The sequence below is a fragment of the Streptomyces winkii genome (assembly GCF_032248595.1).
Lineage (GTDB): Bacteria > Actinomycetota > Actinomycetes > Streptomycetales > Streptomycetaceae > Streptomyces > Streptomyces winkii.
Genome location: NZ_JASTTH010000008.1, coordinates 104442 through 130955, shown reverse-complemented (window position 1 = coordinate 130955; position 26514 = coordinate 104442). Strand labels below are relative to the sequence as shown.

Sequence of the window (26514 nt, the reverse complement as noted above, 5' to 3'; positions counted from 1 at the left end):
GGCTGTTCTTGCTCGGGGCTCGGGCTCACGTCCCGCTCGTCGCGTACGTGCTGCACGGTCTGGCTCGTATTCCTGCCCGTGTACCTGCTCGGGCACGGGGTGCCTTACGCGTACGGACTGTCCGCGCCCGCGGCCGCGGCCTTCGCCGTCCTGCCCGGGCAGCAGCCCACGGGGCACACGTCGTGGCTGGGTCCCAGCGTGCCGACGGCGCACCGCGCGGGCCGTGCGCCACGCTCGGTCGCCGCGCGCTCCAGGACCAGTTCCCGCACGGCGGCCGTGAAACGCGGGTCGGCGCCGACGGTCGCGGAGCGCGCGACGGGCAGCCCGAGCTCCCGGGCCTTGGCCGTGGCCTCGGTGTCGAGGTCGTAGAGGACCTCCATGTGGTCCGAGACGAAGCCGATCGGCACCATCACGGCCGCGGGCGCGCCCTCCGCGTGCAGCGATTCCAGGTGGTCGCAGATGTCCGGCTCCAGCCACGGCACTTCGGGCGGGCCGCTGCGCGACTGGTACACCAGCCGCCAGGGCCGCTGGGCGCCCGTCCGCTGCGCCACGGCCGAGGCGACGAGCCGGGCGACGTCCAGGTGCTGCGCGACGTACGCGCCGCCGTCGCCGTGGTCGCCGGGCGGCCCGGAGGTGCCGGCGGCGGCGGTCGGGATGGAGTGGGTGGTGAAGGCGAGGTGCGCGCCGTCCCGTACCCGCGCGGGCAGCGTGTCCAGGGCGGCGAGGACGCCGTCGGCCATGGGCTCGACGAATCCGGGGTGGTTGAAGAAGTGGCGCAGTTTGTCGACACGGGGCGGCTTCATGCCCTCGCCTTCGAGGGTGGCCAGCGCCGCGGCGAGGTTCTCCCGGTACTGACGGCAGCCGGAGTACGAGGCGTAGGCGCTGGTGGCGAACGTCAGTACGCGGCGCCGGCCGTCGCGCGTCATCTCGCGCAGGGTGTCGGTCAGGTACGGCGCCCAGTTGCGGTTGCCCCAGTAGACGGGGAGTTCCACGCCCTGCTCGGCGAAGTCCTTGCGCAGCGCGTCCAGGAGCGTGCGGCACTGCGCGTTGATGGGACTGACGCCGCCGAAGAGGAAGTAGTGCTCGCCGACTTCGGCGAGGCGCTCGCGCGGGATGCCGCGGCCCCTCGTGACGTTCTCCAGGAACGGGACGACGTCGTCGGGGCCTTCCGGGCCCCCGAACGACAGCAGCAGCAGAGCGTCGTACGGACGGACGCCGTCGGCGGCGGAAACGCCGGCTGGGCCGCCGGCATCGAGCACATCGGGCATGTTTCGATCCTGCCATCCCGCCGCATGCCGGACGGGCTCGCCTCGGGCGTACGCACCGCTCCCGCTGTCCTGAGGCGTGCGGCCCCCGGCGCTGCCGCCTCAGGACCGTGAGTATGATCCGATGTCACCGCGAGAGGGGGCACGGCCTGATGAGCGCGCAGCCGAAGAGCAGCGGCCGGAGCAGCCGGCCGTCCCGTAGGGACCGGACGTCGCGCACGACGTGGCGCAACTGGGCGGGGAACGTCGCCGTGTCTCCCGCCCGCACCGTCGCCCCCTCCACCACCGCGTCGCTCGCGGAGGCGGTGCGCCGCGCCGCCGAGGACGGGCTGCGGGTCAAGGCGGTCGGCACGGGGCACTCCTTCACGGCGGCGGCCGCCACCGACGGCATGCTGATAAGGCCCGAACGCCTCGTGGGCCTGCGGGAGTTGGACCGCGACGCCCGTACGGTGTCGGTGGCCGCCGGGACCCCGCTCAAGCACCTCAACGAGACCCTGGCCGCCGCCGGTCTGTCGCTGACGAACATGGGCGACATCATGGAGCAGACGGTCTCCGGCGCCGTGAGCACGGGGACCCACGGGACGGGCCGCACGTCGGCGTCCCTCGCGGCCCAGGTCACCGCGCTGGAGTTGGTGTGCGCGGACGGCTCGGTGCTGCGCTGCTCGGAGCGGGAGAACGCGGACGTCTTCGCGGCGGCGCGGCTCGGGCTCGGGGCGCTCGGCGTGATCAGCGAGCTGACGTTCTCGGTCGAGCCGGAGTTCCTGCTGACGGCGCGCGAGGAGCCGATGGCCTTCGAGAAGGTCACCGCCGACTTCGATCAACTCGTCGCCGAGAACGAGCACTTCGAGTTCTACTGGTTCCCGCACACCGACAACTGCAACACCAAGCGCAACAACCGCAGCGACGGCCCGGCCCGGCCGCTGCCGCGCGTGCGCGGCTGGATCGACGACGAGCTGCTCTCCAACGGCGTCTTCCAGGGCGTCTGTTCGCTGGGGGCGGCGGCGCCGGCGGCGGTCCCGTCCATCGCCCGCATCTCCAGCAGGGCCCTGTCCGCGCGTACGTACACCGACATCCCGTACAAGGTCTTCACCAGCCCGCGGCGCGTGCGCTTCATCGAGATGGAGTACGCGGTGCCGCGCGAGGCCCTCGTCCCGGCGCTGCGGGAGCTGAAGCAGTTCGTCGAACGCTCGCGCCTGCGGGTCGGCTTCCCGGTCGAGGTGCGCACGGCGCCGGCGGACGAGATCCCGCTCTCGACGGCGTACGGCCGCGAGACGGCGTACATCGCGGTGCACATGTACCGGGGCACGCCGCACGAGACGTACTTCACCGAGGCCGAGCGGATCATGACGGCGCACGAAGGGCGCCCGCACTGGGGCAAGTTGCACTCCCGGGACGCCGGATATCTCGCGTCCTCCTATCCGCGGTTCGCGGAATTCACCGCGATCCGCGACAGGCTCGACCCCGGCCGCGTCTTCGGCAACGACTATCTGCGGCGCGTGCTGGGCGAGTGAGCGCCTCCCCGGGGCAGTTCGGCCCCGGAGCCTCGTAGGCCCGGAAGCCCCGGAAGGGACCGGCGGGTTTCCGGGCGCATTCAGGGGGAGCACGCGCCGGGCCCGTTCGCCGGTGCTCTGCCTCTGTCCGCCCCCGGCGCACCCCGGCGTGCCGACGGGACGGCAGCTGCGTCCGAAGTCGTCGCCGATCCGGGGGACTTGCCGTTCTGACGTGTCATCATGCGGTGCCAAGGGTTCCGTTCATGCACGAGCCCAAGTGGGCAATATCCAAAGGCAAATGGTTCCCATCCGGGCGGTTCTGTGACTCTTGCCACCCGCGAACCCCCTTTCAGGCTTGCCCGAGCCTCCAAACCCCCTTCCCCGCGAGCAATTTGAACGGCGCGCCGGTCCACCCCCGTGGCCCTAATGGAGTAGTGTGACGAGCCCTGGCCTCGGCTCAGACCCGGCTCAGGCAGCACAGGTGACGAGGACGGTCACTATGCGTTGCGAAGTGATAACCGAGCCGCATGCGGTTCCGGGAAGGTCCCGGTCGTCAGACAGTCGGCAAGGTTGTGGCAGGCCGCACACGGGCAGGCCACACTCGTCCAGCGGGAGCAGCGACGCACGTGATGTCGGCAGGCACCACCCGGGAGGTTCACATGCCCGAACTGCGTGTCGTGGCCGTCAGCAACGACGGCACACGTCTGGTGCTCAAAGCTGCCGACAGCACGGAATACACGCTTCCGATTGACGAGCGGCTGCGCGCGGCCGTGCGCAACGACCGTGCACGCCTCGGCCAGATCGAGATCGAGGTCGAGAGCCACCTGCGGCCGCGCGACATCCAGGCGCGCATACGGGCCGGTGCCTCCGCTGAGGAGGTCGCACAGCTCGCCGGCATCCCCGTCGACCGCGTACGCCGCTTCGAGGGCCCCGTGCTCGCCGAGCGCGCGTTCATGGCGGAGCGCGCGCGCAAGACCCCTGTCCGCCGCCCCGGGGAGAACGCCGGGCCGCAGCTCGGCGAGGCCGTCGCCGAGCGGCTGCTGCTGCGCGGCGCCGACCGGGACGCGGTGCACTGGGACTCCTGGAGACGCGACGACGGCACGTGGGAAGTACTGCTCGCCTACCGGGTGGCCGGCCAGCCCCACTCCGCGACGTGGACGTACGACCCGCCGCGGCGGCTCGTGCAGGCCGTCGACGACGAGGCGCGCTCGCTCATCGGCGAGACCGACGACACTCCGGAGCCGAGCACGCCCTTCGTTCCGCGGATCGCCAGGCTCCCCAGGGAGCGCGGCGAGAAGAACGACCGCGGCGAGCGCCAGGATTCGGATCCCACGGCGTTCTCCGGCGGCGGGTCCGCGGGTGACGGCGACAGCGGTGAGGGCGACCAGCCCGACTCCCTGACGAGCCTGTTGGAGGCGGTGCCCAACTTCCGGGGCGACATGGTCGTTCCGGAGCAGCAGAGCGCCCCGGCCTCCGCCGCGCACACCTCCTCGTCCGAGGCGGAGACCGCCTCGGAGGACGAGCGGGAGGCGGAGGAAGAGGAGGAGGCCGTCGAGCCTCCGGCGACGGCCGCGGGCGCCGGTTCGGCGTACGCGGACGTGCTGATGCCCCGCTCGGTCAGCGCGCACCGCGACCGCCTGAAGGGAAACACCGACAGGCAGGCGGAGGCGGACGGCGTCCGGCCGGGCCGCCGCGCTGCCGTCCCCAGTTGGGACGAGATCGTCTTCGGGACCCGCCGCAAGAAGGACTGAGGTCGCACAGCCCGCACCGGGGGTCCGGTGCGGGCTGTGCGCTACCGACTGCCCGCCGGATCAGCCGGGTTGGGGCCCCGTGGCGACCGGCCGGTCCGGATCGGCGGACCACTCGCTCCACGACCCCACATACAGCGCCGCGTCGATGCCTGCCTGCGCCAGCGCGAGGACTTCGTGCGCGGCCGAGACGCCCGAGCCGCAGTAGACGCCGACCTCGGTGCCGTCCCTGGCGCCCAACTCGCGGAAGCGCGTGCGCAGTTCCTCCGGCGCGCGGAGCAGCGGCGCCTGTTCCTCGCCGCTTTCCTCACCCCTGCCCTCTTCGCCGGCCCGCACGTTCTCCGACGTCGGTGCGGAGACGGCGCCGGGGATGTGCCCGCCGACCCGGTCGATGGGCTCCACCTCGCCGCGGTAGCGCTCGCCCGCCCGCGCGTCCAGCAGCACGCCTCGCCGGGCCAGCGCCGCCGCTCCCTCCGCGTCGAGCACGCGCAGCGCTCCGGGGCGAGGGGTGAAGTCGCCCGGTTCGGGCCGTACTTCGCCCGTCTCCAGCGGTCCGTCCCACGCGGCGAGACCGCCGTCCAGTACGCGGACGTCACCGTGGCCGGCCCAGCGCAGCAGCCACCAGGCACGGGCCGCGGCCCAGCCCGTACCGCCGTCGTAGGCGACGACGGGACGCCCGTCCGAGACGCCCGCGCGCCGCATCGCCGCGCCGAAGACCTCCGGATCGGGGAGCGGATGCCGGCCCGACTCGCCCGGCGGACCGGCCAGTTCGGAGTCCAGGTCGACGTAGACGGCTCCGGGCAGGTGGCCCGCCTCGTACTCGGGCCGGCCGCTCGGTTCCCCGAGCCGCCAGCGGACGTCGAGGAGGACAGGACGGCGATCGCCGCGGTCGAGTTCGTCCGCGAGCGACGACGCGGAAGTGATGACTGTCATCCCGCCATTTTCACTCACCTGTGCGGAACAGACCGATCCGAAAAGGGAATTCCCGGCGGTGTCGGTCAGTATGTCTCTCACAGCGGTGCGACCATCGGTGAGAGCTGTCGAAGACCGACGGAATCCGAAGCGGTGCATCGCAGACGACACACGACGCGACCACATCGACGATGGTCACGAAGGAGAGACGCATGACGGAGTCAGTGGCCCGGCACCCGCGTTCGAAACAGATGCCCGGCACACCGTGCTGGGCGAGTCTGCTCGTGCGGGAGCTGGGGCGGAGCCAGGAGTTCTACCACAAGCTGTTCGGATGGGAGTTCTACTCGGGACCGAGTCAACCGGGGCCGTACGTACGGGCGTTGGCGGACGGACACGAAGTCGCCGGGCTCGGTGAGATCGTCCCCGGACGGAGACTCAACGTCGCGTGGCTGCCCTACATGGCGAGCGAGGACGCGGACGAGACCGCCGGACTAATCCGCGAGCGCGGCGGCACCGTCGCCGTGGGCCCGCTGGACGCCGACAACGCCGGGCGGATGGCGATCGCGGCGGACTCGGCGGGTGCGGTCTTCGGCGTGTGGCAGCCGGCGGCCCAGCCCGACAGCCTCAGCCCGGCCACCGCGGAGGTGCCGGGTGCGCCCGTCTGGTACGAACTGATCACCCGCGACTCCTCGGTGGCGGGCAACTTCTACCCCGCGGTCTTCGGCTACGAGTCCGGCGCCGAAGGAGACGGGGACGGGGAGGACCCGGACGACGGAGACGACTATCTGACGCTGCTGGTGGACGGCACGCCCGTGGCAGGCATCCACGGAGTAGGACGCGCCCTGCCGCGCGACCGGGGGCCGTACTGGAAGACGTACTTCGCCGTCGCCGACACCGACGCCACCGCCCGTCAGATCCTCGAACTCGGCGGCTCCATCGTGCACTTGCCCGTCGACACCCCGCGCGGACGAGTCGCCACGGCCGCCGACCCGGAAGGCGCACAGTTCAGTGTGATCGCACACGGCGCTGCCTGATTGCCGACCGGAGAGGTCTCAGGTGACGTGCGGCGTGGCGGGGGCGTCGATGGGCAGTACGTCCGGGGAGAGCGCCCCCGCCCGCGCCGTCGCCGAGGTCAGACGGCGCCGGTGGTGCCGGCGGCACAGCACCTCGTAGCCGACCTCGCCCGTCGGCCCGCCCACGTCGCCGACGACGACCTGCGCACCCTCGACGACCATCTTGCCGCCGACGGTACGGGCGTTGTGCGTGGCCCGTGCCCCGCACCAGCACAACGCCTCGACCTGCAACACCTCGATGCGGTCGGCCAGTTCCATCAGCCGCTGCGAGCCGGGGAAGAGCCTGGTGCGGAAGTCCGTCGCGATGCCGAACGCGAAGACGTCCATCCCCAAGTCATCGACGATGCGCGCCAGTTGGTCGATCTGATCGGGCGTGAGGAACTGCGCCTCGTCCACGATCACGTAGTCCGCGCGGCCGCCCGCCGTCAGATGCTTCACGAGGTGCGCGTGGAAGTCGAAGCCGTCCCTCGCCTCGACGGCGTCGGTGACCAGTCCGAGCCGGGACGAGAGTCTCCCCTCCCCCGCGCGGTCGTTGCGCGTGAAGATCATCCCCTGGAGGCCGCGGGTGGAGCGGTTGTGCTCGATCTGGAGAGCGAGGGTCGACTTGCCGCAGTCCATGGTTCCGGAGAAGAACACCAGCTCTGGCATGGAGATGTCGGCCTTTCTGAGCGGGCGGGCAGGGCGTGGGCCGTTGCGCCTCGTACCGCCGGGGCCGGCGGCCCGCGGGCGGCTACGGCTGTGGCTACGTACGGACTTCGAGGAGCGGGACGAGCTGTTCGGCGGAGGTGGCGGAGCCGTGCATGCCGATGAGCGCGGACTCCTTGGGCTCCCGCTCGGTGGCCACCACGGCGGCGTCCCCGCTCATCGCCGCCACCACGTCACCGATGCGGGCGTGCACCCGGGCGTCGATGCGCGGCCCGAACCACCCCAGGGCGACGGCCTCTTCGCGGGTCGCCACCCACGCGTGACCGGCGAGCACCTCGCGCCAGACCGACGCCACGTCCCGCGCGGCTCCGGGCACGGCGTAGAGATGGCGCATCCGGCCCTCGCCGCCGAGTTGGGCGAGGCCGGCGCTCAACTCCCAGTCCTCGTCGACGTCGAAGCGCGCCTGCGGGGTGAGCGGCACGTCGACCATGCCGTGGTCGGCGGTGATGTACAGGGCGGAGCGGGGCGGGAGTTGCTCGGCGAGCCGCTGGGCGAGCCTGTCGACGTACATGAGCTGGCCGCGCCAGGCGTCGGAGTCGAGCCCGTACCGGTGGCCGTGGCCGTCGAGTTCGGCGTAGTACGTGTAGACGAGCGTGCGGTCCGCGGCGGCGAGCCGCGCGGCGGCCTGGTCCATGCGGTCCTCGGCACTGAGCACGCCGTAGAACGTGCCCCCCGACAGGGCGATGCGCGTCAGCGGCGTCTGCTCGAAGTGCGGTGCGGAGACCTGGCTCGCGGTGATCCCGGCGGCGTCGGCGAGCTGGAAGACGGTCGGGTACGGCTGCCACGCCTGCGGATCCGTCCAGGGCTGCCAGCGCAGCTGGTTCATCAGCTGCCCGGTGTCCGGGTCGAGGGCCGTGTATCCGGGCAGGCCGTGCACGCCGGGAGGCAGGCCCGTGCCGACGGAGGCCAGCGAAGTCGCCGTGGTGGAGGGGAAACCGGCGGTCAGGGGCGTGCCCGTGCCGCCGAGAGAGGTGTGCAGCAGAGAGGTGAGGAACGGGGCCTCCTCCGGGTGGGCCCGCAGCGCCTCCCAGCCGAGGCCGTCGACGAGGAACACGCAGGCGCGGTCGGCCGGTTCGAGACGAAGGCCGGTCCGCAGGCCGCCCGGATCCTCCAGGCCCTGTGCGGTGACGACGGCGGGCAGCAGATCCGACAGCGACGCCTGCCCGTAGCGCGGCACCGGCGCGGTGCGCGGATCCAGCGGCATCGGTTCCCGCGGGTTCTCGGTGGCGGCCTGTGCCATCAGGAAGGGGTCACCGTCGCCTCTGAGAGCGCCTGCGCGAACGCGAGGGTCTGCCGGACGGTGTCCGGCCCGTCGGCGGCCTCGCTGACGCGGAGCGAGAGGTCGTCGGCGGTGGAGGAGCCCGTATAGCCGTGGTCCGCCTCGCAGTTGGGGTCTCCGCAGGTGGCCGGCTCCATGTCGAGACGGGAGACGGCGCCCCAGCCGATGGTGAGGACGACCTCGCGGGGCAGCGTGCCGGGTGTGTAGGACTCCGGATCGGCGACGACGCGGGAGAGCACGACGGACGAGATGCGCTGGATCTTCACGGACTCCGTGGACGTCGTCGCGTAGGGGGACGACGAGGTGCCGTCCGCGGGCTGCTCGTCGGTGTGGCTGACGAGGAAACGCGTCCCGGTGAGGACGAGGACCGTGACATGGCGGCGCACCTCGTTGGAGTCGAACGTCGTCTCCTGGTGTACGAGGTAGGAAGCGACGGGCTCGCCGCCGACCGCCGCCTCGACGGCCTCCGCCACGAGGGTGGGGTAATAGCCGCTGCGCTCGATCGCCTCACGCAGCCCCTGCGTCGTCGTACCGGTCTTCGCCATGCGGGCCATCCTACGGGCCCGTGGACTCTCAGTAAGCGGGCAGGCTGCGGCGGCCCAGGTCGGTCTCCGGCGAGGGCTCGGCGACCCGGACGGTCGCGCCGAGCACCGTACGGCCGCGCGGGGCGACGACGACGGGCTCCAGGTCGACGGCGACGATCTCGGGATGGTCGTGCAGGAGCCGGGAGACCCGCAGCAGCAGGTCCTCGAGCGACGCGATGTCCACGGGCTGTGCACCGCGCCAGCCGAAGAGTATCGGGGCGCTGCGGATCGCACGGACCAGTTCCGCGGCCTCCTTGTCGGTGACCGGGACGAGCCGGTGCGCCACGTCTTCGAGCAGTTCGGACGGAGTCCCCGCGAGGCCGAAGGAGAGCACCGCCCCGATCGACGGATCGACCGCGGCCCTGATGACGGTGTCGACGCCGCGCGGTGCCATGGCCTGCACGACGGGGCGCAGCTCGGCGGGCTCCCCGAAGGCGTCCGTGAGCTCCGCGTAGGCGCGTCGGAGCTCCGTCTCGGAGGAGATGTCGAGGCGTACGCCGCCCAGGTCGGCGCGGTGGCGCAGATGCGGGGCCGTGGTCTTGAGCGCGACGGGGTAGCCGAGGCCGCGTGCCGCGGCGGCGGCCTCGTCCGCGGAGTAGGCGGGGCTGGTGGGCTGCACGGCGACGCCGTAGCAGGCGAGGACGGCCGCGGCGTCGTCGGCGCCGAGGGTGACGCTGCGCCTCCGCTCCACGGTGGTGGCCGCGACGGTGGTGGGACGGGCCTCGCGGTGGCCGGCCAGGGGTACGGAGGAGGGCTCGGCCGCACCGGCAGCCTGGGCCGCACCTGGCGCTTCCGCCGCGCGAGGGGCCCCGGCCACGCCCGATGTCAGCCCGCCGGGTCCGCCGGCCTCGCCCGGCTCGCCCGGCTCGCCCGGCTCGCCCGCGACGGTGGCTCCGGCGGCGTCCGCACCCCGCGCCGCCTCCGCCGCCGCACGCTCCAGCAGCGCGGAGGCGGCGGCCTCGTCGGCCTCGAACTCCGGTACCCGGCCCGGGGCTTCCGCCTCGCGGCGCCAGTGCGCGTACCGCGCCGCCTCCGAGAGCGCCCGCACCGCGCGCTCCGGTGCGGGATAGGAGGGGATGCCGCGCTCGGCGAGGGCCGCCTCCAGGCCCTCGATCGCGAGCTGCACGACCGTGACGGGCTTGTCCGCGCCCTCCGAGGCCTCGCGCAGCGCGTCGGCCAGCTCGGCCGCCGGGGTCTCGCCGACCCGGGGGATCACGGTGACGACCACGGCGTCCGTCTCCGGGTCCTCCAGCGCGTCGCGCAGCGCGTTCCGGTACTCCCCGGGCGTCGCCGAGGCGCCGAGGACGCGCACCGGCTGCGGCCGCAGCTCGCCGGCGAGCGCGGCGTCGTACGAGAGCAGCCCGAGGGACTCGGCGTTGCCGAGGATGGCCGTGCGCGGGCCCGCGGGAAGCGGCTGGGAGACGAGGAGGGCGCCCGCGTCGAGGAGTTCGGTGACGGTGTCGACCATGACGACGCCCGCCTGCCGGAGCAGCGTCGTGACGGTCGCGACCGGCGTACGGGAGACCGGGGCGGCGTGCCCCGCGGGCGGTGCGCTGCCGCTGTGCCGGGCGCCCTTGACCACGACGACCGGCTTCCGGGCGGCGATGCGCCTGGCGAGCCGGGTGAATTTCCGGGGATTGCCGATCGATTCGAGGTAGAGCAGCGTGACGTCGGTGTCGGGATCGTCGTCCCAGTGCTGGAGGACGTCGTTGCCGGAGACGTCCGCGCGGTTGCCCGCGGAGACGAAGCTGGACAGCCCGATCCCGCGCTGGTGGAGACCGGCCAGCAGGGCGATCCCGATGGCGCCGGACTGAGTGAACAGGCCGGCCCTCCCCCGCGCCGGCATCTCGGGCGAGAGCGTGGCGTTGAGCCGTACGTCCGGCGCGGTGTTCATCAGCCCGAAGGCGTTCGGACCGACGACGCGGGTGCCGTACGAGCGGGCGAGCCGCACGAGTTCGCGCTGCTCGTCGCGGCCGAAGTCGGCGGTGAGCACGACGAGTCCCCGCACTCCCGCCTCCCCGCACTCGCGCGCGAGTGCGTGCACCTGGCTTGCGGGGACGGCCACGACCGCCAGGTCGAGGCTCTCGGGCACGTCCTTCACGGAACGGTGCGCCGGCACGCCGCCGAGTTCGCTTCCCCCCTCGGGAAGCTCGCGGTTGACCGCGTACACCCGGCCCGTGAACCCGCCCTCGCGCAGGCTCTCCAGGACCCTGCGCCCGGCGCCGCGCGGCGAGCGGCTCGCACCGATCACCGCGACCGAACCGGGTGCGAGCAGCCGCTCCACGGAGCGGCCCTCGGCGCGCTGTTCGCGTGCGCTCATGACGGCGCGGGAGCGCTCGGTGGGTTCGAGGTCGAAGGTGAGATGGACGGAGCCGTCCTCGAAGCTGCGGTGCTGCGAGTAGCCCGCGTCCGTGAACACTTTGATCATCTTGGTGTTGGCGGGGAGCACTTCGGCGATGAAGCGCTCGATGCCGCGCTCGCGGGCTACGGCGGCGATGTGCTCGAGGAGGGCGGACGCGACGCCGCGGCCCTGCTGGTCGTCGCGTACGAGAAAGGCCACCTCCGCCTGTGCGGAGTCCTCCTGGCCCGCGGAGCTCGTGGTCGCGCGTCCGCTGCCGTCGACCCGGTCGTAGCGGACGGTGGCGATGAACTCGCCGCCGATGGTCGCGGCGAGGCCGACCCTGTCGACGTAGTCGTGGTGTGTGAAGCGACGTACGTCACGGTCGGAGAGCCGTGGATAAGGAGCGAAGAAGCGGTAATACTTCGACTCGTCGGATACACGTTCGTAGAACTCGACGAGCCGCCCGGCATCGTCCGCGGTGATGGGCCTGATGAGCGCGGTGCCGCCGTCACGGAGCACCACGTCGGCCTCCCAGTGCGCCGGATACGCACGCTCCCGAGGGGTACGCATGGGACTCAGGGTAAGGCCGTCCGGCGGCCCTGGACCCGGACATCCGACAGCGCACGTCAAGGGGGTGCGGCCGTCTGCCAGGAGAGGCATGCGAGACTTGTCCCCGGCCGGAGCAAGCACGATCCGAAGGGCAACAACCATGGTAGAGCGCCGCGTCACCGTCGGGTGGGCCGAGGGTTTGCACGCCCGTCCCGCCTCGATCTTCTGCCGCGCGGCGGCTGCTGCCGGCGTCCCCGTCACGGTCAAGAAGGGGGACGACGGCACTCCGGTCAACGCGGCCTCCATGCTCGGGGTGCTGGGCCTGGGTGCCGAGGCGGGCGAGGAGATCGTGCTGGCGTCCGACGCGGTGGACGCGGAGGGCGCGCTCGAGCGTCTGGCCACGCTGGTCTCCGAGGGCCTGGAGGAACTGCCCGAGACCGTCTGACCGCTCTCTACGCGGATAGCACCGGCCACTCTCCGTACAGCGCCCCCAGTCGGGCCTGTGAAGCAGCAAGCGCGACGAAGCCCCCGACCGCTCCTCGGCGGCCGGGGGCTTCGTGCCGTGATGTCTTACGCGCGGCGGCCAACGGGCCGCCGCCCGGGCGTCAGAGGTTCACGCCGTGCTTGCGGAGGTAGGCCACCGGGTCCATGTCCGAACCGTATTCGGGGCTCGTGCGGGCCTCGAAGTGCAGATGCGGGCCTGTGGTGTTGCCGGTGGAGCCCGACAGCGCGATCTTCTGGCCGGACTTGACGCGCTGCCCGGACGAGACGCTGATCGAGGACAGATGGCCGTACTGCGTGTACGTACCGTCGCGGTGCTTGATGACGACGGCGTTGCCGAACGAGCCGTCGCTGCCCGCCTCGACGACCTCGCCGGACGCGACGGCGCGCACCTCGGTGCCCTCGTCCGCGTGGAAGTCGATGCCGGTGTGGGTTCCGGAGGACCACAGTCCGCCGGAGGACCGGTACGAGGTGGAGATCGAGGGGTCCTTCACCGGGGCGACGTAGGCGTTGAGCCTCGCGCGCTCGGCGGCCCTCGCGGCCTTCTCCCTCGCCTCACGCTCGCGCTTCGCCTTCACGGCGGCGGCCCTGCGCTCGGCCTTCTTCGCGGCTCTGGCCTGGGCGGCGGCGGCCTCCTGGCGCAGGGCCTGGTCGCCGAGGGTGTCGGCGATCGAGTCGCCGAAGCCGACCGCGCGTCTGAGGCCGGTCCCGGGTGCGGCCTCGTGACCGGACTCTTGGGCGGTCCGGTCGACGGCCTCGCGAACGGTCTCGTGGGCGGCCGACGCGCTGTTCGCGGTCTGCGCCTGCCGGCCGGTCGCGGCCAGGGCGGGGGTCGCGAGCGATCCGACGACGCCGACGGTCAGGCCCGCTATGCCTGCGGCCTTCGCGCGGCGGCGCACGGGGCGGGTACGGCGGTGCGTCCCGGTGGCACGAATGAACGCCATGGGGCGGCGTGACTCCTTTCCCTCCTTCTCGCCTACCGGGTCTGCCTCCTGCCTGTGTGACTCCGCGCGGGCATGCCGCACTCGGGACTCCGCGCGCGAACGCGGCGGAATCCCCGGCGGGATCCGTACGGGAATCCGGCGGGAGGGGCCCCCAGTCGGTTCGGAGCAGGAAGGTCTCCTACGGTCCGCTGGGCGGTGCGGACCGATTCACCCCACCCCCTCCCCCGCCGTACCGTCTCCGGTCCGGACTGGGAGGGGCCCCTCTGCGCCGTTGCGGCGCCGCGAGGGAAGGGCCCCCGGCTCTCCCACGTGTACGTCGTCGTACGGGAGACTCGGCGAAGCCGAACGTCGGCCGCGGTCGCGGTCACTTCTGACGAACAGCCGGATCGACGCTAAACGGGACATCTGCCAACGGCCAAACCAAACCCGTGTTTTGTCGCGCAGCCCACACAACGGACCAGGGCGCATGGGTCGATTAGGGACATAATCCGGGCATACGGCCCGCCCGCGGGCCTCGAACGGTGCGCAGCGGGCACCTCACGGCACCCCACACGGCAGCGGCCCCGGTTCACCCTCGCGGTGAACGGGGCCGCCGATGCCCGCACTTCTCTCGTGCGGGCGGTGGATCGGTCGTGCGGCCTCTCAGCCGCCGGTCACCACCTTGACCTCGCCGATCTCCAACTCCCGTACGGGGTCGGCGATCTGGGACGCGTCGCCGACGAGCACCGTGACCAGCCGGTCCGGAGGGAAGGCGTTCACGACCGCGGCCGTCGCCTCGACCGTGCCCGTACGGGCCAGCTCCGCGTAGACGTTCGCCTGGTAGTCGTCCGGGAGTTGCTGCTCGACCTGCTCCGCGAGGGTGTCGGCCACGGCGGCGGCCGTCTCGTACTTCAGCGGTGCGACGCCCACCAGGTTCTGCACGGCGACGTCGCGCTCGTCGTCCGTGAGGCCCTCGGCGGCCAGGGTGCGCAGCACGTTCCACAGGTCGGCGAGGGCGGGGCCCGTGACGTCGGTCGCGACCGAGCCCGAGACGGCGAGCAGCGCGGCGCCCGTGCCCTCCGCGGTGGAGCGCAGGACCTGCCCGAACGCGCGCACCCCGTAGGTGTAGCCCTTCTCCTCGCGCAGCACCCGGTCGAGGCGCGAGGTGAGGGTGCCGCCCAGACAGTAGGTGCCGAGGACTTGGGCGGGCCAGACGCGGTCGTGCCTGTCGGGCCCGATGCGCCCGATCAGCAGCTGCGTCTGCACCGCGCCGGGACGGTCGACGATCACCACGCGCCCGGTGTCGTCCGCGGTGATGGGCGGGGCCTTGCGCGGCCGCGCCGTCGAGCCAGTCCACGCGCCGAGGGTGTCGGCCAGGATCGCGTCCAGGTCGACGCCGTCGAGGTCGCCGACGACGACGGCGGTGGCCGTCGCGGGCCGTACGTGCGCGTCGTAGAAGGCGCGCACCGCGGCCGCGTCGATACGGGCGACCGTCTCCTCGGTGCCCTGCCGCGGCCGGGACATGCGCGCGGAGGCCGGATACAGCTCCTTCGCGAGCTCCTTGGCCGCGCGCCGGGTCGGGTTGGCGAGCTCGTGCGGGATCTCGTCCAGGCGGTTGCCGACGAGGCGTTCGACCTCGCTCTCGGGGAACGCGGGGGCGCGCAGCGCGTCGGCGAGCAGGCCGAGGGCCTTGCGCAGCCGGGAGGCGGGCACCTCCAGCGAGACGCGTACGGCCGCGTGGTCCGCGTACGCGTCGAGGGAGGCGCCGCAGCTCTCCAACTCGTCGGCGAACGCCTCGGCGTCGAGCTTGTCGGTGCCCTCCGAGAACGCGCGCGCCATGATCGTCGCGACGCCGTCGAGGCCCGCCGGCTCGGCGTCCAGCGGTGCCTGGAGCGTGACTTCGACGGCGACGATCTGCTGGCCGGGACGGTGGCACCGCAGCACCGTGAGGTCGTTGCCGAGCACGCCGCGCTCCGGCGCGGGGAAGGCCCACGGCTTCGGCTGGCCGCCGCGCGGCTGCGGGTGGAACTCCATCTGCTTGCCCTGTGCCTGTGATGTGCCTGCCGCGGCGGTCTCTTGCTGGTTCGGGGCGTCGCTCACTGGCCGGACTCCTCGGTCTCGTCGTTCTCGTCGTCGGCGGCGGCCGGTTCGGTGGGCTCGTAGACGAGCACCGCACGGTTGTCGGGGCGCAGCCGCGCGGCGGCCACCGCGCGCACCTCGTCGGCTGTGACGTCCAGGACACGCTGCACCGCGCTCAGCGCGAGCTGCGGATCGCCGAACAGCACGGCGTAGCGGCAGAGTTCGTCGGCGCGGCCGCCGACGGTGGCCAGCCGGTCGAGCCACTCGCGCTCCAACTGGGCCTGGGCGCGCTCCATCTCCTCCGGCGAGGGGCCCTCCTCGGCGAAGCGCCGCAGCTCGTCGTCGATCGCCGCCTCGATGTCGGCGACCTCGACGCCGCCGGACGCCTTGACGTCCAGCCAGCCCAGCGACGGCGCACCCGCGAGGCGCAACAGCCCGAACCCGGCGCCCACCGCGAGCCGGTCGCGCCGTACGAGGCGCTTGTTGAGGCGCGAGGACTCGCCGCCGCCCAGCGCGGTCAGCGCCAGGTCCGCGGCGTCGCACTCGCGGGTGCCGTCGTGCGGCAGCCGGTAGGCGGCCATCACCGCACGCGAGGGCACCTCCTCCTCGACGACCTCGCGCATCTGCCCGCCGATGACCTCCGGCAGGGTGCCGTCGCGCGGCGGCCGCTTGCCCTCGTGCCCGGGGACCGAGCCGAAGTACTTCTCGATCCAGGCGAGCGTCTGCTCCGGGTCGATGTCCCCGACGACGCTCAGCACGGCGTTGTTGGGCGCGTAGTACGTACGGAAGAACTCCCGGGCGTCCTCCAGGGACGCCGCGTCGAGGTCGGCCATCGAGCCGATGGGCGTGTGGTGGTACGGGTGGCCGTCGGGGTAGGCCATGGCGGTCAGCTTCTCGAACGCCGTTCCGTACGGCACGTTGTCGTAGCGCTGGCGGCGCTCGTTCTTGACGACGTCGCGCTGGTTCTCCATGGACTCGTCGTCCAGGGCCGTCAGCAGCGAGCCCATGCGGTCGGCCTCCAGCCAGAGCGCGAGCTCCAACTCGTGGGCGGGCATGGTCTCGTAGTAGTTCGTGCGCTCGAAGCTGGTCGAGCCGTTGAGCGAGCCGCCCGCGCCCTGCACGAGTTCGAAGTGGCCGTTCCCCTGCACCTGCGCGGAGCCCTGGAACATCAAGTGCTCGAAGAGATGGGCGAGTCCGGTGCGGCCCGCGACCTCGTGGCGGGAGCCGACGTCGTACCAGAGACAGACCGCCGCGACGGGGGTGAGATGGTCCTCGGAGAGCACCACGCGCAGGCCGTTGGCCAGCCGGTGCTCCGTCGCTGTCAGCCCGCCGGCGGCCGGCGGGGGCGTGGCAGTGTGGCCCATGGGCATGGAGTCCCTTCGATCGCGTCAAATGCGTGTACGTGCGCAAGCGGTCCTGTCACCCTATGCAACCGAGCCGAGAGCGTGCGGAGTTCCCGTACCGTACGCCCCGGAACCGGGCTCGTACCCTGCCATTGTCCGTACCGTGCGACGGCGACGGCACGGACGGGCGTCCCCGACCGCCGGGTCGGGGAGCCGGTTGTCAGCGCCGCGGTCCACAATGGTCCGCGTCAGAACCGCCTCCGCACCGGCCCGGCACAGCGCCCGGGCCACCCGTGCGGCACGCAAAGAAGGAGCCGCAGCCGCGATGGCCCCCCGCAGTACGAAGACACAGCCGGACGATTTCGAGGAGCGCATCCTCGACATCGACGTCGTCGACGAGATGCAGGGCTCCTACCTGGAGTACGCCTACTCGGTCATCTACTCGCGGGCGCTGCCCGACGCGCGCGACGGGCTGAAGCCCGTGCAGCGGCGCATCCTCTACCAGATGCACGAGATGGGTCTGCGCCCCGAGCGCAGCCACGTCAAGTGCGCCCGGGTCGTCGGCGAGGTGATGGGCAAGCTCCACCCGCACGGCGACTCCGCGATCTACGACGCCCTCGTGCGCATGGCACAGCCGTTCAGCATGCGGGTCCCGCTGGTCGACGGCCACGGCAACTTCGGCTCGCTGGGCAACGACGACCCGCCGGCCGCCATGCGGTACACGGAGTGCCGGCCCGCGCCCGCCGCGAGCCTGATGGTCGAGTCGATCGACGAGGACACGGTCGACTTCGCCGCGAACTACGACGGCAGCGAGCAGGAGCCGAGCGCCCTCCCCGCGGCGTATCCGAACCTGCTCGTCAACGGCTCCTCGGGCATCGCCGTCGGCATGGCGACGAACATGCCGCCGCACAACCTCGGCGAAGTCATCGCCGCCGCACGGCACTTGATCAAGCACCCCGGCGCGGACCTCGAGACGCTGATGCGCCATGTGCCCGGCCCTGATCTGCCCACAGGCGGGCGGATCGTCGGCACGGAGGGCATCAAGGACGCCTACGCGAGCGGCCGCGGCAGCTTCAAGATGCGTGCGACCGTCTCCGTCGAGCAGGTCACACCGCGCCGAAAGGGCCTGGTCGTCACGGAGCTTCCGTTCGCCGTGGGCCCGGAGAAGGTCATCTCCAAGATCAAGGACCTGGTCAACTCCAAGCGCCTGCAAGGCATCGCGGACGTGAAGGACCTCACCGACCGCGCTCACGGGCTGCGCCTGGTCATCGAGGTGAAGAACGGCTTCAACCCGGAGGCCGTCCTGGAGCAGCTGTTCAAGCTGACGCCCATGGAGGAGTCCTTCGGCATCAACAACGTGGCGCTGGTGGACGGCCAGCCGCTCACGCTGGGCCTGAAGGAGCTGCTGGAGGTCTACGTCGACCACCGGTTCACGGTGGTGCGCAGGCGCAGCGAGTTCCGGCGCACCAAGCGGCGCGACAGACTTCACCTCGTCGAGGGCCTGCTGGTGGCGCTCGTCGACATCGACGAAGTCATCAGGATCATCCGGTCGAGTGAGAACGCCGCGCAGGCCAAGGAGTCGCTCATCGCGCGGTTCGGGCTCAGCGACGTACAGACGCAGTACATCCTCGACACCCCGCTGCGCCGGCTGACGAAGTTCGACCGGATCGAGCTGGAGAGCGAGCGCGACCGGCTGCGTGCGGAGATCGAGGAGCTGACACGGATCCTCGAATCGGACGCGGAGCTGCGCAAGCTCGTCTCCAGCGAACTCGCCGCGATCGCGAAGAAGTACGCGACACCTCGCCGCACGGAGCTGCTGGAGGCGGCCGGCGCACCAGTCGCGTCCGTCCCGCTGGAGGTCTCGGACGATCCGTGCCGGGTCCTGATGTCCTCGACGGGGCTGCTGGCCCGTACGGCCAACGGCGAGCCCGTCTTCGACCAGGCGGCGAAGCGGGCCAAGCACGACGTGATCGTCTCGGCCGTGCCCGCGACGACGCGCGGGGAGATCGGCGCCGTCACCTCCGCGGGGCGGCTGCTGCGCCTCCTCGTGGTCGACCTGCCGCAGCTCCCGGAGTCGGCGACCGCGCCCAACCTCGCGGGCGGCGCCCAGATTTCGGAGTTCCTGGCGCTTGAGGACGGCGAGCGCGTGGTCTGCCTGACCACCCTGGACGAGTCGTCTCCGGGCCTCGCCCTGGGCACCGAGGCGGGCGTGGTGAAGCGGGTCGTGCCCGACTATCCAGCGCACAAGGAGGAGTTGGAGGTCATCTCGCTCCGCGAGGGCGACCGCGTCGTGGGCGCCGCCGAGCTGCGCACGGGCGAGGAGGACCTGGTCTTCATCACCGACGAGGCACAGCTGCTGCGCTATGCGGCCAGCCAGGTCAGGCCGCAGGGGCGTGCGGCGGGCGGCATGGCGGGCATCAAGCTGGCGGGCGACGCGAAGGTGATCTCCTTCACCGCCGTCGATCCGGCGGCGGACGCGGTGGTCTTCACGCTCTCCGGCTCGCACGGCACGCTGGACGACTCGATCAGTACGGCGAAGCTCACGCCCTTCGACCAGTTCCCGAGGAAGGGCCGCGCGACGGGCGGTGTGCGCTGCCAGCGGTTCCTGAAGGGCGAGGACTCACTGGCGCTGGCGTGGGCGGGGGCCGCCCCGGCGAAGGCCGCTTCGCGGAACGGCGCTCCGGCAGAGCTGCCCGAGCTGGATCCGCGCAGGGACGGTTCCGGGGTTCCGCTGAAGAAGCCGGTCGCGGTGGTCGCGGGGCCGGTGTAGGGAACGGCCGGGGGCGGCCGGGCGGCCGGGCGCTGCGCGCCCGGGCGCGTGGCTCAGGGCTCCGCGCCCGGGGCTTACGTGAATCCGCGGTCGTCCGCGGGCACTTGGGCGTCGAGGTCGGGGTGGTCGTCGGGGTCGGGGTCGTCCGGTCCGTCGCCTTCGCTGTATGGATCTCCGGCATCAAAGTCCGCGTCGGCGTCGGCTCCGGTCTCCACGTAGCGAAGCACGCCCCACATCGCATGCGGATCCGGTGCTTCGGAGGGGTCGGCGACGCATGCCGCCAGCTCCTTCCGCAGCGCCGCTGCGTCGATCCCGGCGCCGATCAGCACGAGCTGCGTCGGCACCCCTTCATCCGGTTCGTCCGGTTGATCCGCCCGTCGGTGGGAGGGCGTGAAGCGGAGGAACCTGCCGACCGCGTGCACGGCGTAGCTGTTCACGGGGTCGGCGTCCCCGAAGTCGACGAATCCCTTGATCCGGTAGAGGCCGGGCGGACGGCCGTCGAGGAAGTCCAGGAAGCGCCTGGGGTCCAGGGCCGTCCGCGAGGTGAACTCCACGCTCTCGTACGCCGCGTGCAGATGGCCCGAGTGGTCCGCGTCCTCGCCTTCGTCGTCCTCCGCGCTCTCCCTCAACAGCGCGTCGAAGGAGAGCTGTTCGACGGGCGGGCGCGGCCGGTGCGCCGGGTCGAAGAGCAACGCGGGATCGATCCGCCCGTGTGACGCCGTCACCACGGGCGTCCCGGGCCCGATGGCCTCCAGGGTCTCGCGCAGCCGCCGCAGTTCCGGCTCCGCAACCCGGTCCGCCTTGCCCAGCACCACGAGGTCGGCGGCGCGCACATGCCGCTCCAGCTCGGGATGGCGCTCCCGTACGCTCTCGAACTCGGCGCCGTCGACGACCTCCACGAGCCCGCCGTAGACGGCGTGTTCGCTTCCGGAGGCGAGGATCATGCGGATCAGGGTCTCGGGCTCGGCGAGTCCGCTGGCCTCCACGATGATCACGTCCATCGCCGCCGACGGACGGGCGAGCCGCTCCAGCACCTCGTCCATGTCGCTCGTGTCGACGGCGCAGCACAGGCAGCCGTCGCCGAGCGGCACCGTCGAGTCGGCCTGCCCGGCCACCGTCATGGCGTCGATCTCGATGCTGCCGAAGTCGTTGACGATCGCGCCGATGCGGGTGCCGCCGCTGTGCCGCAGCAGGTAGTTGAGCAGGGTGGTCTTGCCGGAGCCGAGGAATCCCGCGAGGACGATGACGGGTACGCGCCGTGGTCGCTCCACGAGTGCTTCCTCCAGGGTGTGCGGGGTGCGGGCCGGCTGCGATCGTACGCGGCGATGCCGCACGTCACAGCGCGCACCTGCGCGGACCGGCTACCGTCCTCGCATACCGCCCCGTGGCTCCGCCCTCCCGCTCCCCCGCACCGCCTTCCCGCCCCGCCCGCCGCTCCACGCGGGCTCTCCGCGCACCGTCCGGCCGTGACGGCGCCGTACGTTCCGCCCATATCTCCCGCACCGCACCGAGGTGCCCGTGACCGCTCCACTCCCCGCGTCCGTCCCGGATCCCGCCGGTGCCGGGTCCGCACCCGGCACCGGGACGTCCGCGCCACCGGAACCACCGGACTCACCGAAGCCACCGACCCCGGCGCAGACGGCACAGACGACGTCGGCCAGGTCGGCGACACCGGAATCACCGGAGACGCCCGGGCCGCCGCCGCGGACGCCGTCCGCCCTGCGCCGCCTGCCCGCGTCGCTGGGCCGCCTCCGGTGGCCGCAGCGCGTCTTCGCACAGGTGCTGCTGATGCAGCTGGCCATCGCCACCGGCGTGACCGCCCTGGTCACGGCGCTCTTCCTGGCTCCGCTCAGCGACGAGCTGGACGACCGCGCCATGGACCGGGCGCTGGCCATCGCCCAGACGACCGCGACACGGCCGGAGTTCGCGCGCCACCTCGGCACCGACTCCGGCCCGTCCGTCCACGGCCCCGTGCAGCGGCAGGCCGAGCGGATACGCAAGGCCACCGGCGCCGGCTACGTCGTGGTGCTCGACACCCGCGGAATCCGCTGGTCGCACCCCGAACCGCGCCGGATCGGACGGCACGTCTCCACCGACCCCAGCGCCGCACTCGCCGGTCACGAGGTGCGCCACATCGACGAGGGCACGCTGGGCCGCTCCGCCCGCGGCAAGGTGCCGCTGCGCGACGAGCACGGGCAGGTGATCGGCGCGGTCTCGGTCGGCATCGCGTACGGCGGTGTGCGCGACCGGTTCCTCGGCGCGGTCCCCGAGCTGCTCGCGTACGCGGGCGGGGCTCTCGCCGTCGGCGTCCTCGCCTCCGTGCTCGTCTCCCGGCGCTTGCAGCGCCAGACCCACGACCTGGCCTTCTCCGACATCTCCTCCCTCCTGGACGAGCGGGAGGCGATGCTGCACGGCATCCGCGAGGGCGTCGTCGCGCTCGACGCCGACGGCAGGATCAGGCTCGTCAACGACGAGGCCCAGCGGCTGCTGGAGCTGCGACCCGAGGACACGGGCCGTCCGCTGGCGCAGGTGCTCGGGCCGGGCCGCACGGCGGACGTGCTGTGCGGCGGCGTCACCGGCGCCGATCTGCTCGCCGTCAGCGGCGGCAGGGTCCTCGTCGCCAACCGCATGCCCACGGCGGACGGCGGCGCGGTGGCCACCTTCCGCGACCGTACGGAACTGGAGCTTCTCGGCCGCGAACTCGACGGTTCGCGCGGCCTGATCGACGCCCTGCGCGCCCAGGACCACGAGCACGCCAACAGGATGCACCTGCTCCTGGGACTGCTCCAGCTCGGACAGTACGAGGAGGCCGCCGCCTACCTCAGCCAGGCCGTCGGCGTGCACAGGGCCACGTCGGAGCAGATCGCCGAGCGGGTCGACGACCCGCTGCTGGCCGCCCTGCTCGTGGGGAAGGCGACGGTCGCGGCGGAACGGGGCGTCGCGCTGCGGCTCACCCCGGACACCCGCCTGCCCGACCGGCTCGTCGACCCGCGCGAGTTGGCGACGGTGCTGGGCAATCTCGTCGACAACGCACTGGACGCGGCGGCCGGTTCGGCCGACGCCACGGTGGAGATCGAGCTGCACACCGACGGCGACGCGGACACCGGCGGAGACGCGGGCTCCCCGGACGAGAACGGCACCGCTTCCGGAGACGGCACCGCTGCCGGAAGCGGCACCGGTCAGGCGACCGGGGCCGCCGGTCCCGGTCCCGCTCCCGAAGCTTGCTCCGCCGACGACACGGTCGTCGTCCTCCGGGTCACCGACAGCGGCCCCGGCATCCCCGGCGATCAGCGTGAACTGGTCTTCGCGGAGGGCTGGTCCACGAAGGACCCGCCCGCACACCGCCAGCGGGGCCTGGGCCTCGCGCTCGTACGCCGGCTCGCGGAGCGCCACGGCGGCTCGGTGCGGGTCGGCGAAGCGGCCTGCGGCGGCGCCGAGTTCACGGTCGTACTGCCGCAGGCGCTGCACCCGGCGGGCTGATCAGGGCGAGCCCGCCGGCGTCCGGACCGGCGCCCGGCAACGCCGGCCCGGACGGCTGGTGGCACGGCCGGTGCGGGCCGTCAGTTGCCGCCGGTGACGTGGACGTAGTCGACCACGAGCTGCTGCGGGAAGGTGGTGCCGCCGTCGGGGTCGCCCGGCCAGTCACCTCCGACGGCGAGGTTGAGGATCATGTAGAAGGGGTGGTCGAAGACCCAGCGGTCGCCGCCCAGGTCGGCGGGGGTGCGGGTCTCGTACTCGTTCCCGTCGACGGACCAAGTGATCTTCTCCGGCGACCAGTCGACGGCGAAGGTGTGGAAGCCGTCGGCGAACTTCTCCCCGTTCGGGAGGGAGTAGCCGGCGCCGATGCCCTCGCCGCCGGAGTACCCGGGTCCGTGGATCGTGCCGTGCACCGTGCTCGGTTCGGACCCGATGTTCTCCATCACGTCGATCTCACCGCAGTTGGGCCAGCCCGCGCTGCCGATGTCGTCGCCCAGCATCCAGAACGCGGGCCACATGCCCTTGCCTTGGGGGATCTTCATACGGGCCTCGGCGTGCCCGTAGGTGGTGGTGAACTTGCTCGCCGTGTTGAGGCGGGCGGAGGTGTACTCACACGAGCCGTACCAGCAGTTGTAGTTGCCCGGGTTCTCCTTCTTGGCCGTGATGACGAGGTTGCCGTTCCCGTCCAGCGCGGCGTTGTCGGTGCCGGACGTGTAGTACTGGCGCTCGTGGTTGCTTTCGTTGTCGCCGGTCTCCAGTTGCCACTTGGAGCTGTCGACGGCACTTCCTGCCGGTCCCTCGAAGTCGTCCTTGAACTCGGCCGCCTTGGCGGAGTGTCCGGTGGCGGCCGGCGGCGAGGCGGCGTCCGCGGACGCCGTCAGCAGCGAGGTCGTCGCCAGGGCGGCGGCTGCGAGCAGACCGGCCGTCAGGGAAGTCCTGTGTCTCATCGAGCGGTGCCTTCCTGTGGGGAGGACCGCACGGGCGGTCCAGAAGGACCCAGTCGCGTGTGGGGGCGGCCGGGGTCGCGCTCCGGCAGTCCGACGGGCGGGCCGCGCTCCGGTGAACGGCTGTGGGGGGAACGGCAGTTCACTCCGGAGCAGGACGCGGGCCGTCGATCAGGCATGCCGTCATCTCTTGAAGACAATCTCCGGCTCTCATGCCATCGATGTCAATAGGTCTGGACCTAACTCTTCACGGTGTGCGCAAGCGGTTGCGCCCACCGCCCGGATCGGCCCCAGATCGCCGTTTTGCGCCGGGCCGTCACACCGCGCCCGCACCGGTCAGCGACCGCACCTCCGTCTCGGCGTGCTTGGCCTCGTCGGGCACCTCCCGCGAGGTGACGGTCCCGAGCCAGCCGAAGAGGAACCCCAGCGGAATCGCGACCAGGCCCGGGTTCTCCAACGGGAAGACGGCGAAGTCGAGTTGGGGGAAGAGCGCCCCCGGCGCCCCGGAGACGACGGGCGAGAACGCGACGAGCACGACGGCCGGCACCAGCCCTCCGTACACCGACCAGACCGCCCCCTTGGTGGTGAAGCGGCGCCAGAACAGGGCGTAGAGCAGCACCGGCAGATTGGCCGCGGCGGCGACGGCGAACGCCAGACCCACCAGGAAGGCGACGTTGAGATGCTGCGCGAGAAGCCCCAGCCCGATCGCCGCGGCACCGACCCCGACCGCCGCGATCCTCGCGACGCCGACCTCCCCGCGCGAACCGCGCCTGCTCAGCGACGCGTAGAGGTCGTGCGCGACCGCCGCGGACGACGCGAGCGTGATCCCGGCGACGACGGCGAGGATCGTGGCGAAGGCGACGGCCGCGACGACGGCGAACAGCACCGGTCCGCCCGTCGATCCGGCACCTCCGCCCAGCTCCAGCGACAGCAGCGGCACCGCCGTGTTCCCTGCGGGGTCGGAGGCTCGTACGGTGCCGCCGCCCAGCAGCGCCGCGGCCCCGAACCCGAGCACGATCGTCATCAGATAGAAGGCGCCGATCAGCCCGATCGACCAGACGACCGAGCGTCGCGCGGCCCGCGCCGTGGGCACCGTGTAGAAGCGGGACAGGATGTGCGGCAGCCCCGCCGTGCCCAGGACGAGTGCGAGTCCGAGGCTGATGAAGTCCAGCCGGTGCGTCCACGCCCCGCCGTAGCGCAGCCCGGGGGCGAGGAAGTCCCACCCGTGGCCGCTGCGTTCGGCGGCACCGCCCAGCAGCGCCCCCAGATCTCCGCCGAAGCGCAGCAGCACGAGCACCGTCAGCGTGACGGCGCCGCCCAGCAGCAGCACCGCCTTCACGATCTGAATCCAGGTGGTCGCCCGCATCCCGCCGCAGGAGACGTACACGACCATGAGCGCCCCGACCCCGATCACGGTCCAGGACCGCGCCGCCCCGCTGGTGCCGCCGAGCAGCAGCGCGACGAGACTGCCGGCGCCGACCATCTGCGCGACCAGGTAGAGCACCGAGACGGTCACGGACGAGACGCCCGAGGCGATGCGCACCGGACGCTCGCGCAGCCGCGCCGTCACGACGTCCGCCAGCGTGAACCGCCCGCAGTTGCGCACGAGTTCGGCGACGAGCAGCAGCACGACGAGCCACGCGACGAGGAAGCCGACCGCGTAGAGCATCCCGTCGTAGCCGTACAGGGCGATGAGCCCGGAGATGCCGAGGAACGACGCGGCCGACATGTAGTCCCCGGCGATGGCGAACCCGTTCTCCATCGGGCTGAAGAGCCGGCCGCCCGCGTAGAACTCCTCGGGGGAGCCCCGGCGTCTGCGGCTCGCCCACGTGGTGATGGCCAGGGTGACGGCGATGACGGCGCTGAAGAGCACCAGCGTGAGCGTCTGGTGGCTGCCGGTCAACGCCCGCTCTCCCACGCGCTACGGGGAACGGCGACAGGGGCGGCGGCGCGCGCACGCGCCATGTCCTGTGTCTCCCAGCGCAGTTCGAGCGCGAGCTCGTCCCGCCGCAGCCGCGCGTGGCGCACGTACGCCCACGTCAGCAGGAAGGTGCTGGCGAACTGCGCGAGGCCGGCGGCCAGGGCGACGTTGAACACCCCCGCGACGGGACGGGCCATCAGCTCCGGCGCGGCCGTGGCGGCGACGACGTACGCGAGGTACCAGACCAGGAAGGCCGCGGTGACGGGCACGACGAAGCGCCGGTAACGCCGCCGCACCTGCTGGAAGGCGTCGCTGCGCTGAACCGCGAGATAGACACCGGCCTGCGCGTCCCGCACGTCCTGCGCGTCGCCGCCGTACGCACTCCCGCCCCGCGGAGCCGTGGTGGTGGAGGCCGCGCAGGCGGGCGGCGCATAGCGGTCGCCCCAGCCGGAGGCCAGGTCGTCGTACCAGGGATCATCGGTGCGCATGCCCAAGGATGGGCAGACGCAGAAGATCACGGATGGGGCATCCCGGACTGTTCACCCCTTCAGGTGACTTACCGGATTACGGGCCATGACCAGCGGCGGGCCACCGTGACGCCGGAGCCGTG

General features: G+C 72.5%; 19 protein-coding genes. 6 read left to right on the top strand and 13 right to left on the bottom strand.

Going from position 1 to position 26514, the window contains the following annotated elements; all coding sequences use genetic code 11:
* Positions 1 to 104: 104 nt before the first annotated feature.
* Entirely contained in the window at positions 105 to 1268 is a 1164-nt protein-coding gene (locus QQM67_RS24120; RefSeq protein WP_314176373.1) for a ferrochelatase, read from the bottom strand.
* Positions 1269 to 1417: 149 nt separating this feature from the next.
* Here QQM67_RS24120 and QQM67_RS24115 point away from each other — a divergent pair, with 149 nt between their 5' ends.
* Together QQM67_RS24115 and sepH are read left to right on the top strand one after the other, a co-directional pair.
* Positions 1418 to 2776, top strand: a complete 1359-nt coding sequence (locus QQM67_RS24115; protein WP_314176372.1) for a D-arabinono-1,4-lactone oxidase — start codon at positions 1418 to 1420, stop codon at positions 2774 to 2776.
* A 638-nt stretch (positions 2777 to 3414) separates the two neighbouring features.
* The gene (gene sepH / locus QQM67_RS24110; protein WP_314176371.1) at positions 3415 to 4506 is read left to right on the top strand and encodes a septation protein SepH; all 1092 of its coding nucleotides are present in this window, start codon (positions 3415 to 3417) and stop codon (positions 4504 to 4506) included.
* Positions 4507 to 4566: 60 nt separating this feature from the next.
* Here the strand turns inward: sepH and QQM67_RS24105 are convergent, their stop codons facing one another.
* The gene (locus QQM67_RS24105; protein ID WP_314176370.1) at positions 4567 to 5436 is read right to left on the bottom strand and encodes a sulfurtransferase; all 870 of its coding nucleotides are present in this window, start codon (positions 5434 to 5436) and stop codon (positions 4567 to 4569) included.
* A gap of 191 nt (positions 5437 to 5627) precedes the next feature.
* On the opposite strand from QQM67_RS24105, the gene QQM67_RS24100 reads away from it, so the two are divergent.
* Entirely contained in the window at positions 5628 to 6449 is an 822-nt protein-coding gene (locus QQM67_RS24100; protein WP_314176368.1) for a VOC family protein, read from the top strand.
* Between the two features lie 18 nt (positions 6450 to 6467).
* Here QQM67_RS24100 and QQM67_RS24095 read toward each other — a convergent pair whose 3' ends face one another.
* The 4 genes from QQM67_RS24095 to QQM67_RS24080 all read right to left on the bottom strand — a co-directional run bounded on the left by QQM67_RS24095 (position 6468) and on the right by QQM67_RS24080 (position 11967).
* Positions 6468 to 7136, bottom strand: coding sequence for a thymidine kinase (locus QQM67_RS24095; protein ID WP_314176366.1), 669 nt, complete (start codon positions 7134 to 7136; stop codon positions 6468 to 6470).
* 94 nt (positions 7137 to 7230) lie between these two features.
* Positions 7231 to 8433 carry an alkaline phosphatase family protein gene (locus tag QQM67_RS24090; RefSeq protein ID WP_314176364.1) on the bottom strand — a complete coding sequence of 401 codons (1203 nt, stop codon included), beginning with the start codon at positions 8431 to 8433 and terminating at the stop codon, positions 7231 to 7233.
* Positions 8433 to 9017 (bottom strand): DUF5998 family protein, encoded by a 585-nt coding sequence (locus tag QQM67_RS24085; RefSeq protein ID WP_314176362.1) that lies wholly within the window; start codon positions 9015 to 9017, stop codon positions 8433 to 8435. The genes QQM67_RS24090 and QQM67_RS24085 overlap by 1 nt, the downstream gene beginning before the upstream one ends.
* A gap of 28 nt (positions 9018 to 9045) precedes the next feature.
* The gene (locus tag QQM67_RS24080) at positions 9046 to 11967 is read right to left on the bottom strand and encodes a bifunctional acetate--CoA ligase family protein/GNAT family N-acetyltransferase (RefSeq protein WP_314176360.1); all 2922 of its coding nucleotides are present in this window, start codon (positions 11965 to 11967) and stop codon (positions 9046 to 9048) included.
* Between the two features lie 139 nt (positions 11968 to 12106).
* Between QQM67_RS24080 and QQM67_RS24075 the strand changes: the two genes are divergently transcribed.
* Entirely contained in the window at positions 12107 to 12391 is a 285-nt protein-coding gene (locus QQM67_RS24075; protein WP_314176358.1) for an HPr family phosphocarrier protein, read from the top strand.
* A gap of 160 nt (positions 12392 to 12551) precedes the next feature.
* Here QQM67_RS24075 and QQM67_RS24070 read toward each other — a convergent pair whose 3' ends face one another.
* The 3 genes from QQM67_RS24070 to QQM67_RS24060 all read right to left on the bottom strand — a co-directional run bounded on the left by QQM67_RS24070 (position 12552) and on the right by QQM67_RS24060 (position 16819).
* Positions 12552 to 13391 carry a M23 family metallopeptidase gene (locus QQM67_RS24070; RefSeq protein WP_314176356.1) on the bottom strand — a complete coding sequence of 280 codons (840 nt, stop codon included), beginning with the start codon at positions 13389 to 13391 and terminating at the stop codon, positions 12552 to 12554.
* A 642-nt stretch (positions 13392 to 14033) separates the two neighbouring features.
* Positions 14034 to 15404 carry a M16 family metallopeptidase gene (locus QQM67_RS24065; protein WP_314176808.1) on the bottom strand — a complete coding sequence of 457 codons (1371 nt, stop codon included), beginning with the start codon at positions 15402 to 15404 and terminating at the stop codon, positions 14034 to 14036.
* A gap of 62 nt (positions 15405 to 15466) precedes the next feature.
* On the bottom strand, positions 15467 to 16819 hold the full coding sequence (locus QQM67_RS24060; RefSeq protein ID WP_314176354.1) for a M16 family metallopeptidase: 1353 nt from the start codon (positions 16817 to 16819) through the stop codon (positions 15467 to 15469).
* 298 nt (positions 16820 to 17117) lie between these two features.
* On the opposite strand from QQM67_RS24060, the gene QQM67_RS24055 reads away from it, so the two are divergent.
* Positions 17118 to 19562, top strand: a complete 2445-nt coding sequence (locus QQM67_RS24055; RefSeq protein WP_314176352.1) for a DNA gyrase/topoisomerase IV subunit A — start codon at positions 17118 to 17120, stop codon at positions 19560 to 19562.
* A 74-nt stretch (positions 19563 to 19636) separates the two neighbouring features.
* On the opposite strand, the gene QQM67_RS24050 is transcribed toward QQM67_RS24055, so the two are convergent.
* Positions 19637 to 20833 carry a CobW family GTP-binding protein gene (locus QQM67_RS24050; RefSeq protein ID WP_314176350.1) on the bottom strand — a complete coding sequence of 399 codons (1197 nt, stop codon included), beginning with the start codon at positions 20831 to 20833 and terminating at the stop codon, positions 19637 to 19639.
* A 517-nt stretch (positions 20834 to 21350) separates the two neighbouring features.
* Between QQM67_RS24050 and QQM67_RS24045 the strand changes: the two genes are divergently transcribed.
* On the top strand, positions 21351 to 23042 hold the full coding sequence (locus QQM67_RS24045; protein ID WP_314176806.1) for a sensor histidine kinase: 1692 nt from the start codon (positions 21351 to 21353) through the stop codon (positions 23040 to 23042).
* 80 nt (positions 23043 to 23122) lie between these two features.
* On the opposite strand, the gene QQM67_RS24040 is transcribed toward QQM67_RS24045, so the two are convergent.
* The 3 genes from QQM67_RS24040 to QQM67_RS24030 form a co-directional block, all read right to left on the bottom strand.
* Positions 23123 to 23986 (bottom strand): glycoside hydrolase family 16 protein, encoded by an 864-nt coding sequence (locus QQM67_RS24040; RefSeq protein WP_314176348.1) that lies wholly within the window; start codon positions 23984 to 23986, stop codon positions 23123 to 23125.
* Between the two features lie 313 nt (positions 23987 to 24299).
* Positions 24300 to 25886: a solute symporter family protein gene (locus QQM67_RS24035; RefSeq protein WP_314176346.1), complete on the bottom strand. Its 1587-nt coding sequence runs from the start codon at positions 25884 to 25886 to the stop codon at positions 24300 to 24302.
* Complete coding sequence (locus QQM67_RS24030; RefSeq protein ID WP_314176345.1) at positions 25883 to 26392, bottom strand: DUF485 domain-containing protein; 510 nt, start codon at positions 26390 to 26392, stop codon at positions 25883 to 25885. Before QQM67_RS24030 ends, QQM67_RS24035 begins: the two co-directional genes overlap by 4 nt.
* Positions 26393 to 26514 lie beyond the last annotated feature (122 nt).

What these genes read in the sequence shown, in the direction of transcription:
- QQM67_RS24120 (WP_314176373.1), bottom strand. Translation starts at nt 1,268, where the DNA reads ATGCCCGATGTGCTCGATGCCGGCGGCCCAGCCGGCGTTTCCGCCGCC.
- QQM67_RS24115 (WP_314176372.1), top strand. Translation starts at nt 1,418, where the DNA reads ATGAGCGCGCAGCCGAAGAGCAGCGGCCGGAGCAGCCGGCCGTCCCGT.
- sepH (WP_314176371.1), top strand. Translation starts at nt 3,415, where the DNA reads ATGCCCGAACTGCGTGTCGTGGCCGTCAGCAACGACGGCACACGTCTG.
- QQM67_RS24105 (WP_314176370.1), bottom strand. Translation starts at nt 5,436, where the DNA reads ATGACAGTCATCACTTCCGCGTCGTCGCTCGCGGACGAACTCGACCGC.
- QQM67_RS24100 (WP_314176368.1), top strand. Translation starts at nt 5,628, where the DNA reads ATGACGGAGTCAGTGGCCCGGCACCCGCGTTCGAAACAGATGCCCGGC.
- QQM67_RS24095 (WP_314176366.1), bottom strand. Translation starts at nt 7,136, where the DNA reads ATGCCAGAGCTGGTGTTCTTCTCCGGAACCATGGACTGCGGCAAGTCG.
- QQM67_RS24090 (WP_314176364.1), bottom strand. Translation starts at nt 8,433, where the DNA reads ATGGCACAGGCCGCCACCGAGAACCCGCGGGAACCGATGCCGCTGGAT.
- QQM67_RS24085 (WP_314176362.1), bottom strand. Translation starts at nt 9,017, where the DNA reads ATGGCGAAGACCGGTACGACGACGCAGGGGCTGCGTGAGGCGATCGAG.
- QQM67_RS24080 (WP_314176360.1), bottom strand. Translation starts at nt 11,967, where the DNA reads ATGCGTACCCCTCGGGAGCGTGCGTATCCGGCGCACTGGGAGGCCGAC.
- QQM67_RS24075 (WP_314176358.1), top strand. Translation starts at nt 12,107, where the DNA reads ATGGTAGAGCGCCGCGTCACCGTCGGGTGGGCCGAGGGTTTGCACGCC.
- QQM67_RS24070 (WP_314176356.1), bottom strand. Translation starts at nt 13,391, where the DNA reads ATGGCGTTCATTCGTGCCACCGGGACGCACCGCCGTACCCGCCCCGTG.
- QQM67_RS24065 (WP_314176808.1), bottom strand. Translation starts at nt 15,404, where the DNA reads ATGGAGTTCCACCCGCAGCCGCGCGGCGGCCAGCCGAAGCCGTGGGCC.
- QQM67_RS24060 (WP_314176354.1), bottom strand. Translation starts at nt 16,819, where the DNA reads ATGCCCATGGGCCACACTGCCACGCCCCCGCCGGCCGCCGGCGGGCTG.
- QQM67_RS24055 (WP_314176352.1), top strand. Translation starts at nt 17,118, where the DNA reads ATGGCCCCCCGCAGTACGAAGACACAGCCGGACGATTTCGAGGAGCGC.
- QQM67_RS24045 (WP_314176806.1), top strand. Translation starts at nt 21,351, where the DNA reads ATGCAGCTGGCCATCGCCACCGGCGTGACCGCCCTGGTCACGGCGCTC.
- QQM67_RS24040 (WP_314176348.1), bottom strand. Translation starts at nt 23,986, where the DNA reads ATGAGACACAGGACTTCCCTGACGGCCGGTCTGCTCGCAGCCGCCGCC.
- QQM67_RS24030 (WP_314176345.1), bottom strand. Translation starts at nt 26,392, where the DNA reads ATGCGCACCGATGATCCCTGGTACGACGACCTGGCCTCCGGCTGGGGC.